Origin of the sequence: Methylophilus sp., assembly GCF_052437885.1 — a bacterium.
Lineage (GTDB): Bacteria > Pseudomonadota > Gammaproteobacteria > Burkholderiales > Methylophilaceae > Methylophilus.
Genome location: NZ_JBQVPB010000008.1, coordinates 74,742 through 86,417, shown reverse-complemented (window position 1 = coordinate 86,417; position 11,676 = coordinate 74,742). Strand labels below are relative to the sequence as shown.

Below are 11,676 nucleotides of genomic sequence, written 5' to 3'. Positions count from 1 at the left end.
ATAATGAATTGACTAAGCCTTGGAAAAAACTACTGCTTTGCAGCAAACAGCCTATGTTCAACGTATGGCAAGTTGACATTTTTTCCATCTATTTAATTTTTCCAATTAAATTCAATTGGTTCTGGAGGAGTTCTTTAACTGCCATAGTCGCTGGCGGTAAGGCTAGAAATGCCTCTATTCTTTTTCTAAGAATCTTATAAATTTCAATAAAAGCCGCGTCAATCACAGCGCTAGTTCCAATTGCTTTGGCCGGATCATCTACTCCCCAATGTGCTCTAAGAACATTGCCAAGATACGCCGGACATGTCTCACCTGCTGCATTACTACAAACGGTGATCACAATATCTGGCGTGATAGGCAGGTTATCCCATGACTTGCTGTAATAGCTTTCAGTCGCTATACCTTCACGCTCAAGCAAAGCGATGGAACGCGGATGAACTTCACCTGTGGGCTGGCTGCCTGCGCTCATTGCGCGCATTCCAGCGGGGGCCAAATGATTGAATGTTGCTTCTGCCAGAATCGAGCGGCAGGAGTTGCCGGTGCATAGAAATAAAATATTCATAGTTCACTTTCAGATATTTAGTGAGTCTCGTACCAAGTACGGCTAAGATTGACGATAGAAACCACTGATAGCATGACAGGCACTTCTACCAGCACACCGACCACCGTGGCTAGCGCTGCACCTGAGTTAAACCCGAATAGCGCGATGGCAGTGGCGACTGCCAGCTCAAAGAAGTTGGAGGCGCCTATCAAGGCAGATGGGGCGGCGACACTGTGCGCTACCTTGAGCTTTTTATTCAGCCAGTAAGCCAGCATGGCGTTGAAGTAGACCTGGATGATGATAGGGATAGCCAGCAATACAATGACGAATGGCTGAGCAAGAATCTGGTGGCCCTGGAAACCAAACAGTAACACTAGCGTTGCAAGCAATGCTGACAGGGAAAATGGCTGGATGCGTTTAAGCAATGCTTCAAGGAAGTGTGGTCGGCCAGCAAGGATGACCTCGCGTATAAACTGGCTGATGATCACAGGCACGACAATGAATAACACCAACGATAAGAACAGCGTATCCCATGGCACGGCAATGCTGGAAAGACCTAATAACAATGCCACCAGCGGTGCGAAAGCAAACAGCATGATGGCATCATTCAATGCAACCTGTGACAGGGTGAATTTAGGCTCACCACCACAAAGGCCACTCCAGACAAACACCATTGCCGTGCAAGGCGCCGCGCCTAGCAGGATCAGGCCTGCGATATAGCTGTCGATTTGGTCTGCAGGCAGTAAGTCACCAAACAGGTGACGAATGAACACCCATGCGAGCAAAGCCATGGAGAACGGCTTCACAATCCAGTTGATGAACAAAGTCACGCCTATGCCTTTGCTGTGAGCCAGGACATCTCCCATGGTCTTGAAGTCGATTTTAAGCAGCATCGGGATAATCATTAACCAGATCAAGACAGCTACCGGCAGGTTTACTTCCGCGACTTTCATGTCACCCACAGCCTGAAAGAAGCCGGGGAAGGCTTGACCTAATCCAATGCCAACAATAATGCAGCCAAGCACCCACCATGTCAGGTTGCGCTCGAAACTACTAATAGCAGACGGGTTAGCAGCAGCCATGGTTTTCCTTGGACTTTTGTGGGGTGATCTGTATGGATTGCATCACAGGGGTACAGCACGCGCCCTGAGTTGTCTCTGCATTATTAAATGTTGGGGCAGTGTCCAATGTTCTATAGCTTTCCCAAGCAATGCCTGATGGGTCTTGTACCCAATGCTTGTCTGACTTGGCGTAACAGCAGGTAGTACCGTCCTGAGTAAGCAAAGACATCTCAGCCTGCTCTAATCTTTCTTTGATTTCGTTTAGTTCTTCTTCGGTTTCTACTTGGATGCCAACGTGGTCCAAACCAGCTTTAGCGCCTCTTGAGCTGATTGCAAAATTGACATGCGGACTTTCTAGCATCCACTTTGCATAATCTGGCTTTTCCACTGTTGGGGAAGCACCAAACAGGGCTGAATAGAATTGAACGCTTTGCTGTATGTCATCAACAGCAACATGCAGGTGCATACGTTTCATGATTGATTCTCCTTTGTAGGTTCACACTTTAAGTCAGGACAGCAGACAGCTTGTCCTGCACAGCAATTCTCAGTGAGATAAGCCAGTAGTTCATTCATCGCGTCATAGTTAGCTGAGTAGTAAATAAAGCGGCTGACTTGTCTTGAGCTAACGAGACCAGCGTGGCTTAGTTCTTTCAAATGGAATGACAACGTACTTGGAGGAATTTTGAGCTTGTCCCCAATAACACCTGCTGGGAGACCTTCAGCACCTGCCTGAACAAGTAATCTGAATATCTCTAGGCGCGCCTCTTGAGCAATGGCTGATAGATGTGTGACTGCTGTTTTAGTGTCCATAGATTCTATATTTCCATAAATATAGAAATATATCAAGGTTTTCTTAATCACTTGGCATAGATGTGACCAGGATGATGGTTGGCCGGGATTTGTAGTTGAATGGCTTTTGAGGCCTGGTATATAATTTAAGCTTAACTCTGTTGTAGACCAATGTAGCTCATCTCCCAAATCACAAATTAGTAATTGCACTCTGATGAGGAGCTCTTACACCTTACTTGCCATAGCTATGGCAAGCGCTTTTTATTTGTAATTCATAGTTAACACTACACGCTTAATTCGCATGTAGAAACTATGATTTTGGAGAATAAATGTCTACGTCTAAAATATCCCATTCATCATTCGATGAAATCAAAACAAATTTACTTAGCGGTTTAACCGTTGCACTGGCGATGGTGCCTGAAGCCATTGCGTTTGCATTAATCGCACACGTTTCACCATTAACAGGTCTATACGCAGCAGTCATTGTCTCTTTCATCACCTCAGCATTTGGCGGTCGCCCTGGCATGATTTCAGGGGCTACAGGAGCATTAGCAGTGGTCATGGTGGCCTTGGTTGTTCAGCATGGCGTGCAATATTTGTTTGCCACTATCGTGTTGATGGGGTTGCTGCAGATATTATTTGCTGTCTTCAAACTGGGTAAGTTTATCCGCATGGTTCCATACCCCGTCATGCTGGGTTTCGTGAATGGCTTAGCGATTGTCATTTTCCTGGCACAGTTTGGGCATTTCAAAACAACCAATCCTGATGGATCGGTAACCTGGTTGTCAGGTCAACCGTTGTACCTAATGGTAGGTTTGATCGTTGTCACCATCGCAATTATTTATTTGTTGCCCAAGCTTACAAAAGCCATTCCTTCTACCTTGGCGGCAATCATTACAGTGACGTTAGGCGTTATCTATTTCGGACTGGACACCAAAACTGTTGGTGATCTGGGTTCAATTGCCGGTGGCTTGCCTAGCTTTCATATCCCAGAAGTCCCTTGGAATCTTGAAACTCTTTACATTATTCTGCCCTATGCATTGATTCTTGCTGCAGTAGGCCTGATTGAAACCCTACTAACACTTAATTTGATTGACGAAATGACGGATACGAGGGGTCGTCCTAATCGAGAGTCAATGGCTCAGGGCGCGGCAAATGTGATTACCGCTTTCTTCGGTGGCATGGGCGGTTGTGCAATGATTGGTCAGAGTATGATCAATATAAACAATGGGGCGTTAAAGCGGCTTTCAGGCATTGCGACTTCATTATTTTTACTCTCGTTCATCCTGTTTGCATCAAAGTGGATTGAAATGATTCCATTGGCTGCCCTTATTGGAGTTATGTTCGTAGTTGCCGAGAAAACTTTCGAATGGGGTACGCTTAAACTTTTTGGAAAAGTGCCAAGGCAGGATGTTTTTGTTGGTTTATTAGTTGGTGGCGTGACTATCATTGCAGACTTGGCGATAGCGGTGATTGCTGGTGTGATTGTGTCTGCACTAGTATTCGCCTGGGAGCATGCCAAACATATCACTGTCCAGATTGAGACTGATCTGAATGGCCGTAAAGTTTATACATTAAATGGCACATTGTTTTTTGCATCGATTGCTAATTTTCAGGCGCTCTTTAACATCACTGATGATCCCCAGCACGTAGTCATAGATTTTAAAAATGCTCGTGTGGTAGACCATTCTGCCTTGATGGCCATAGACAGTCTTGCTACCAAGTATCGCGCAGCGGGTAAACAATTGCATTTAAAACATTTGAGCAAGGATTGTCAGGAGCTTTTGGAAAACGCAAAAGCCTTGATTGAGGTAAATTTGTTGGAAGATCCTAAATATAAAGTTTCTGATGACAAGCTAGCGTAAAACCCTGCCCTGAAGAAATTCAGGGCTTTAAATTATCATTCCGGGTTCATATTACGTCCAAGAAATCGTAGTGCACCAAACCCAACCACTCCTGAAATCAGTGAGGCAGCCAAGACTCCAGTTTTCGACATCAGCAAATAATCGGTGCTACTTGAAAAAGCCAACTCAGCAATAAATATTGACATCGTAAACCCAATTCCCCCTAACACTGATACTGCAGCCAATTGCCTAAAGCTGGCGCCAGCAGGTAATTGACCTAACTTAAAACGCAATGCTAACCAGCATGCTCCTGTGATTCCAAAGAACTTACCCAGTGTTAACCCGAAAAATACACCTAGAAACACAGGGTGTGTAACCGTTGCTCGTATTGATGATAGTTCAATAGGAATACCTGCATTGGTAATGGCAAAGAGTGGAATTATTAGGAAGGCAACCGGAATATGCCATGCATGTTCCAGGCGTTGTAGAGGTGTTTGCACACTTCTGGCTGTTTTCTCAACATCTTCAGTGATGACATTCAGGCGCTGATTGGTCAGTACATTATCATTGACCACTCTTTCTTCGTGGAACTTCGTAATCAAATCCTGAATTTTTGAGACGAATTTTGCTGTGTTATACCTTGATCTGGCTGGGACAGTGAAAGCCCCTAATACACCGGCAAGTGTTGCATGAACGCCAGATTGATAAAGTGCATACCAGAGTAGTACAGCGACAATAAAATAAGGAATCACTTTGCGTACACCTGCGAAATTTAAGACCATCAATACGATCACTAGGCTTAGAGCGGACAGGAGCCATGACAAATTCAACTGTTGGGTATAAAAGATAGCAATAACTAGCACTGCCCCCAAATCATCGGCAATCGCCAGTGCGACTAAAAAAGTGATGAGTGCTTTGGGCACTCTGAAAGAAAGTAGCACTAATACGCCTACTGCAAACGCGATATCTGTTGCCATAGGCACACCCCACCCAGGCATCGCATCGCTACCATAATTAAAGCTTGCGTATATGAGCGCGGGCATTAACATGCCACCAATCGCTGCAATGATAGGAAGAGCTGCCTGGCTAAGATCAGAGAGTTCGCCTACAAGAAATTCACGTTTTAACTCTAGACCAACCACAAAAAAGAAAAGCGCCATCAAGCCATCGTTCACAAAATGGTGCAGGCTCATATGCATTTGCCAATCACCAAACATGACACTGACAGGGATATGCAAAAGATGTTGATAGGTTTCTGCTAAAGGGCTATTGGCAACAATCAATGCAGCCACCGCTACTAACATTAGCAAAATACCGCTGGCAGTTTGATGATGAATAAATTGTTCAAATGGGGTAATCACCTTTCGGAAAACCTTTTCCCAGGGGGCATAGTTTATGTCTTGGTGGTTCTTATTTTCAGAATCAATTGTGTTCATTGAACAAGTTCTTTCTAAATGATTTGCTATGAGAAAACAGGAATAATGTTGTAGTTAGCGGTCAATGAGCAAAGTGAATTATGTGGAAACAAGCATCTTGTTTGAGTGTATGCTCATTAAAATGCCAAAACCTACTAGGAGCGTTACCAACGATGTCCCACCATAACTGATTAAAGGTAACGGAACCCCAACAATCGGCAGTATTCCACTAACCATACCGACATTAACAAATGCATAAGTGAAGAATGTTAGAGTAATACTACCAGCCAGCAACCGTGAATATGTATTTGAGGCACGGTAAGATATGTATAGGCCTCTTCCGATGATTAAGCTAAATATAAATAAAAGTACCAAGCAGCCCACAAAACCAAACTCTTCTCCAATCACCGCAAATATGAAGTCGGTAGTTCGCTCAGGCAAATACTCTAGTTGTGTTTGTGTGCCATTCAGCCAACCTTTACCATTCATGCCTCCTGATCCCAGTGCAATTGATGCTTGTATCGCATGATATCCATCGCCCAGTGGATCTTGGAAAGGATCTAAAAGAATTTCCACTCTTCTTCTTTGGTAGTCATGCATCATTGACCATATGACTGGTAATGAGGCACCGGCTAATGCCGCTCCGCCGGCAATAATTTTCCAGCTTAAACCTGCTAAAAAGATCACATAAAATCCTGACGCAACAATTAGTAGAGAAGTGCCCAAGTCGGGTTGTTTTAATATCAAACAGACTGGAACAGCTAACAGTAAAGAGCCTCTAAAAAAATCCCAATTGTTCAGGGTATTTTGTTGCCGAGAGAAAAACCAGGCTAATGCCATTGGCACACCCAATTTCATAATTTCAGACGGCTGAATTTTCATGATCCCAATGTTTAGCCACCTTCTTGCACCATGACTGATATCCCCAAAAAGAAACACTCCTAGTAACAAAACTACTCCACCCAAGTACAACGGGAACGAGATGGTCTCTAATCGATTAGGAGAGATATTTGCTATGACAAACATAGCGGTTAACGCAATCGTTATGTTGATAAGCTGACTATATACTCTGCCGATACTGTGCCCAGAAGCGCTGTACAACACTGCTAGGCTAAAAAAAAGTGTGAAAAGAATACAAGCCAATAAAAATGAATCAATGTGTCTAGTAAATCGAATAATAGTTTGAATATACATATGAAAACCCAATAGGTTGCCTGCACCGATAATCATCGGTGGTGGTGAATTCGAGGAGTGTTATAGGGTTTTACCTGTGGCCAGGCAGGTATAGCCGACCCAGAGTAAGCCAAAACCTATGATTAGGCTTGAGCAAACATATGTAGATGCCAGCAAATATTCACTACGGCGGAGGAGCGTCGCTGTTTCAAGGCCAAATGCTGAGAAAGTTGTAAATCCACCAATGATGCCAGTGATGAAAAATAAACGTTGATCAACTGTCAATAGATGATTGGTACGCTCGACATACCCTAAGAGCAAGCCTAGGATTAAGCAGCCAGTCAAATTAACTATGAACGTACCAATTGGGAATTTCCAAGTTGGAAAAGATGAGGATGCAATGCTTGATAACTTGTAACGACTTACTGTACCCAACGCTCCACCAAAAGCTAATAGCAAAATTTCTTTCAAAACAAATCTCCTTGAAATAATTTCAGTACAACAAGGCTATGGGATACACGTGTGAATTATCACGGATTAGGATAACGAAGTTAATCAAATCTGAAAGCGTTGCTGTACTTACTAGAACATAAATGTAGATTGTCCAGACGGACTAATCCTCAGCAGTCAGGCTCAAGTAAGGCGGTTTTATCGGAGGTGAAGATAGAAGGCTGGTATAGCCAGGTGGTATGAAGACAGGTAGTTGATCGGCAAATTTGCTCTTCAAATTGTTCGACTCGGAGGGAGGTATCATGGAAAAATTCAATCCATGATCGAAATCTACCAGATGCAGTATTGGGTTTAAAGAATCATTTTTGTGCGAGTGCTCATGATCACATTCGTTTAATGCCACATGATTAATGTGTTCAATAAAATGTGCCAAGACTCTTTCTTCAGCACTTCTTTTTTTTATAAGATGTGCAAAGTCTGCATCAGCTGCAAATAATGGATGCAATGGAAGAATCCATACGATAAAGAAAAGAAAGAGTTTTCGCACGACTACATTTTACTATGATTTAGGCTATTTAATTTCTTGCAAAATGCTTATCCTTACCAAGGAAAGTCTATATACCTTTCCCAGTGGTTTCCGTGATGAGGTATTACTTAATGCAATCCCGGTTTAAATTCTTATTTCTCGCTTGATGAATTTTATAGGCTAAACATGGATGATCCTATTACAAAAAAGTACCGACGATACTCAAGGAAATAGCAAAGTTCAGCATAATTAACCCATGTCATTACACTCATTTTGTGACCATGAAAGCAATTGCATCCGCATTTCCTTAAGAATTGATGCATCATCGAACTGAGGGTATTTAAATTTATTAACCGAAACTCAAGAATGAAGAATTATCTTATGCATCACTTTATCGCACTATAATAAAATGGCTTAGTTAACTTTGCACTCATGAAAAGACAATAATGGCATTAGAAGTCATTGATACCTATACGCTTGATGAATTCTGGGAATATTTAAACCCGATTGGGGTTTTTCTTAAGTCGATTAAGAGGCCAATTCTTCGCGGTCAAGGAGACGCTAATTGGCGACTCACACCCAATTCTCAACGAGCTTCGACCGTGGCTAAATATCGAGGCAATTCTCATTACTCCAACCAGATAGATATGGTTGTATTATTTGAGTATTTCCTACTCAGTGACTTTCTTCATTTTATTGATGAAGTCGGATATCCTGTACCTTCGGAATCGGTTACCTTTAGAAATGCAATGAATTTCGATGCCTTTACTGATAGGTTTGGTATCTCTGCAAATGACTGGCCGACGCAAGAATTCATTCCATTACTTGCCTTGGCACAACATCATGGAATACCCACAAGACTACTTGATTGGACTCGCTCTTCGTTTATAGCAGCCTATTTTGCAGCGAATCAAGTAATTAACATGCCGAATGCAGAAGAGTTTAAAGAGAAAGGTAAGCTAGCTGTTTGGATTTTTGATGAGGAAGCATTGAACTGTTTAGACGACCATATTGAGGTTGTAAAGTTACCAGGAAATTATAGTCTCAACATGGCTGCCCAAAAGGGTGTTTTCGTTTTGAATAGAGGGCATACCCACTATACAAGAGACTTCAAGTTCAATGCTGATGATCTCGAGGGATTAATCGATAAGGCTTTCCAAGATAATAAGCGTGCGACACTTTTCAAAATGACATTACCGGCCAGGTTAGCGGGCGAATTGTTATTCAGATGCAATGCGTTTGATATTCACGCCAGCAAACTTTTCGGGGGATTAGATGGTGTAGCTAAAGCAGTTTTGGATTTTAGATTGGCTAACAAATTCTCTGGAAGAATGTGATACGGAATCCGATAAATGAAAAATACTGATAATTTGGACTGTAGATTTGCATACCCTCCTGATGATGGATTACCTACTTCTGAGCAACTTGCTGCAATCGCTAGGATAGTCCCGCAAGATATAGAGCTTATAACTGTATCAAGCTTATTTGATGATATTCAAAAACAACAACACGGAGAAAATTTGTAGTAATCCAACATTCAATTTCAATCGCTCGTGAATGGAAATCAATGAGCACACTTGTTCTGACTGTAGTGTTTGGATTACGTATTTTTTAACCAACTTTTTGTAATATGGACCTGAAAACTGCAAAGGATTACGTATTTTCAACAGATGAATTTACCATCCCTCTCTATAAACCCAATGTAATCAGCGTCAAGGATTACGTATTTTTTAAAAGCAAATACGCCCAGCAAAAAAGCCCCTGAATCAAGTTTCAGAGGCTTTTTTTTGGCCTTCATGGCCGTGCGCCACCCTCAGCTACGCCAACTGTTTATCCATGCAAAAGTCAATAAATCGCCTGACTCGCAAAGGTATCTTCATACGCTCGGCGTAATACATATAGATCCCCAGCCTGGGCACCCTGCCTTCAGGCAGCATAGGCACCAGCGCCCCGCTTGCCAGCTCCTGTGCGATTAGGAATTCACTGAGCTGGCCTATACCCAGCCCGCGTTTGACCGCTTCTATCTCTGCTTCTATATTATTGAACCTGGCCACCGAGGGCACATGGATATAATCGATCGCGTCGTTCACCTGGATCTCCCACGGCAATTCCTTACCGGTTTGCGGATGCAGAAAGGCGGTACACCTATGCGTTTGCAGATCATAGATATCGCTGGGCATGCCGAACTTTTCTATATAGGCGGGTGCCGCACACACTACAGAAACAATCTCCCCCAGCTTGCGCGAGATGACATTGCGCTCGGGGGAGAGGCCGGTCCTGAAACCGATATCTATCCTCAGGCTGACAATATCGACAAATTCATCGCTGAGTAGCAGGTCAAAATGAATGTCCGGGTGTAGCGCCTGAAACTGCGCTATCAGCGGTACCAGCACCCGGTTACCAAAAGCCAGTGGCGCCGCCAGCCTGATCTTGCCATCCATGCCCTGCCTGCTTTGTTCCAGCCCCAGCAGTGCCTCATTCAGCATCTGCATGCCCAGGTTGGCATGTTGAAAAAGATGCTCGCCCTCTTCTGTCAGGCTCAAATGCCGGGTAGACCGATGTAACAACTTCAGGCCCAGATGCGTTTCAAGTTGCCTGACCGCCTTGCTGACAGCTTGGGGAGACACGCCCTGATCGATGGCTGCCTTTCTAAAGCTCATCGCATTCGCTACCGCAACAAACATGGTCAATGATCTGATCATCTGCATATAAACAACTTTTAGTTGATAATAAAACAATTATATTGTTTATTTTTTAAATAATCCAGATTCACTATGATGCCTGCACGTACTGCACTTCGCAGCACATGACAGAGTGGAGATCAGCATGAGTACACAATCAAAAGTATGGTTTATTACTGGCGCATCACGTGGGTTTGGGGCATTGATCGCCAAAGACGCATTGGCACGCGGTGACAGGGTGGTTGCCACCGCCCGCAACCCGCAGACGGTGATCGCTGCTTTGGGTGACCACCCCAACCTGCTGGCACTGCCGCTGGATGTCACCAATGAACAGGCGGCGCTTGAAGCAGCCAGGCAGTCGATTGCACGATTTGCGCGCGTAGATATTCTGGTCAATAACGCCGGCTATGGTTTGCTGGGCGCAGTGGAAGAATCCGGCGACCAGGAAGTCAAAGACCTGTTCAATACCAATGTGTTCGGCCTGCTGAATGTGATACGCGCTGTGGTGCCTTATATGCGCCAGCAACGCAGCGGCCACATCATCAATATATCTTCGATAGGCGGCTACGCCTCCTACCCTGGCTGGGGGGTATATTGCGCCACCAAGTTTGCTGTAGAAGCCTTGACCGAATCACTCGCCTACGAGCTGAAACCGCTGGGCGTCAGGGCGACTACCGTAGAACCCGGTTTCTTCAGGACTGATTTCCTGGATAGCACATCGCTGGCGTCTACCAGGCTGAGCCTGCCTGAATACGCAGACACTGTCGGTGCCATGCGTGATTTTGCAGCTTCGGCAAACCATGCACAACCGGGTGACCCGGCAAAGTTATCGCAGGCTATCCTCAAGCTGGTGGATAGTGAAAACCCGCCGTTGCGTTTGCCCCTAGGCTCTGACACCGTGGATAAACTCATAGAGAAGAATCGCTTTGTCGAAAAAGAGCTGGATGACTGGCGTCAGCTGGCGGTTTCAACCGATTTCGCTTGAAGCTCATGTTCCAACATCGTGCCCCAACATCATGCAGATGTTGGGGTCTGCCAAGCAAACATGAGACAAAAACCTGAATGGTCTTTAAAATAACAGTTACCTGAAACCGCGATTCAAGCTGACTCGGCCCGCATGGATAACTGCTTATGGACTTTCATATATTTTCTGCTTTTTATTTAGTGCCGCTGTTTATCTCGGCCATAGGCTCACT

12 protein-coding genes are annotated in these 11,676 nt (G+C 44.2%); 4 read left to right on the top strand and 8 right to left on the bottom strand.

Annotated features, from left to right (window positions below):
* Window positions 1-88: 88 nt before the first annotated feature.
* From ACT6RZ_RS09880 to ACT6RZ_RS09865, 4 genes are read right to left on the bottom strand one after another with little or no spacing between them, the layout of a single operon-like run.
* On the bottom strand, window positions 89-562 hold the full coding sequence (locus ACT6RZ_RS09880) for an arsenate reductase ArsC (protein WP_444701949.1): 474 nt from the start codon (window positions 560-562) through the stop codon (window positions 89-91).
* Between the two features lie 17 nt (window positions 563-579).
* Window positions 580-1,623 (bottom strand): ACR3 family arsenite efflux transporter, encoded by a 1,044-nt coding sequence (gene arsB, locus ACT6RZ_RS09875; RefSeq protein WP_444701948.1) that lies wholly within the window; start codon window positions 1,621-1,623, stop codon window positions 580-582.
* Complete coding sequence (locus ACT6RZ_RS09870) at window positions 1,610-2,077, bottom strand: ArsI/CadI family heavy metal resistance metalloenzyme (protein WP_444701947.1); 468 nt, start codon at window positions 2,075-2,077, stop codon at window positions 1,610-1,612. Before ACT6RZ_RS09870 ends, arsB begins: the two co-directional genes overlap by 14 nt.
* Entirely contained in the window at window positions 2,074-2,412 is a 339-nt protein-coding gene (locus ACT6RZ_RS09865; protein WP_444701946.1) for an ArsR/SmtB family transcription factor, read from the bottom strand. Before ACT6RZ_RS09865 ends, ACT6RZ_RS09870 begins: the two co-directional genes overlap by 4 nt.
* A 308-nt stretch (window positions 2,413-2,720) precedes the next feature.
* Here ACT6RZ_RS09865 and ACT6RZ_RS09860 point away from each other — a divergent pair, with 308 nt between their 5' ends.
* Window positions 2,721-4,256 carry a SulP family inorganic anion transporter gene (locus ACT6RZ_RS09860; RefSeq protein WP_444701945.1) on the top strand — a complete coding sequence of 512 codons (1,536 nt, stop codon included), beginning with the start codon at window positions 2,721-2,723 and terminating at the stop codon, window positions 4,254-4,256.
* A 35-nt stretch (window positions 4,257-4,291) separates the two neighbouring features.
* Here ACT6RZ_RS09860 and nhaA read toward each other — a convergent pair whose 3' ends face one another.
* The 3 genes from nhaA to crcB all read right to left on the bottom strand — a co-directional run bounded on the left by nhaA (window position 4,292) and on the right by crcB (window position 7,294).
* Window positions 4,292-5,671 (bottom strand): Na+/H+ antiporter NhaA, encoded by a 1,380-nt coding sequence (gene nhaA / locus ACT6RZ_RS09855; protein ID WP_444701944.1) that lies wholly within the window; start codon window positions 5,669-5,671, stop codon window positions 4,292-4,294.
* Window positions 5,672-5,749: 78 nt separating this feature from the next.
* Entirely contained in the window at window positions 5,750-6,844 is a 1,095-nt protein-coding gene (gene rodA / locus ACT6RZ_RS09850) for a rod shape-determining protein RodA (protein ID WP_444701943.1), read from the bottom strand.
* Between the two features lie 60 nt (window positions 6,845-6,904).
* Window positions 6,905-7,294, bottom strand: a complete 390-nt coding sequence (gene crcB / locus ACT6RZ_RS09845) for a fluoride efflux transporter CrcB (RefSeq protein ID WP_444701942.1) — start codon at window positions 7,292-7,294, stop codon at window positions 6,905-6,907.
* A 951-nt stretch (window positions 7,295-8,245) separates the two neighbouring features.
* Here crcB and ACT6RZ_RS09840 point away from each other — a divergent pair.
* Together ACT6RZ_RS09840 and ACT6RZ_RS09835 are read left to right on the top strand one after the other, a co-directional pair.
* Window positions 8,246-9,136, top strand: coding sequence for an FRG domain-containing protein (locus tag ACT6RZ_RS09840; RefSeq protein WP_444701941.1), 891 nt, complete (start codon window positions 8,246-8,248; stop codon window positions 9,134-9,136).
* Window positions 9,137-9,151: 15 nt separating this feature from the next.
* Window positions 9,152-9,325 carry a hypothetical protein gene (locus ACT6RZ_RS09835; RefSeq protein WP_444701940.1) on the top strand — a complete coding sequence of 58 codons (174 nt, stop codon included), beginning with the start codon at window positions 9,152-9,154 and terminating at the stop codon, window positions 9,323-9,325.
* A 291-nt stretch (window positions 9,326-9,616) separates the two neighbouring features.
* On the opposite strand, the gene ACT6RZ_RS09830 is transcribed toward ACT6RZ_RS09835, so the two are convergent.
* A complete protein-coding gene (locus ACT6RZ_RS09830; protein WP_444701939.1) occupies window positions 9,617-10,507 on the bottom strand; it encodes a LysR family transcriptional regulator in 891 nt (296 codons plus the stop codon).
* A 118-nt stretch (window positions 10,508-10,625) separates the two neighbouring features.
* Here ACT6RZ_RS09830 and ACT6RZ_RS09825 point away from each other — a divergent pair, with 118 nt between their 5' ends.
* Window positions 10,626-11,465 carry an oxidoreductase gene (locus ACT6RZ_RS09825; protein WP_444701938.1) on the top strand — a complete coding sequence of 280 codons (840 nt, stop codon included), beginning with the start codon at window positions 10,626-10,628 and terminating at the stop codon, window positions 11,463-11,465.
* The last annotated feature ends 211 nt before the right edge of the window (window positions 11,466-11,676 follow it).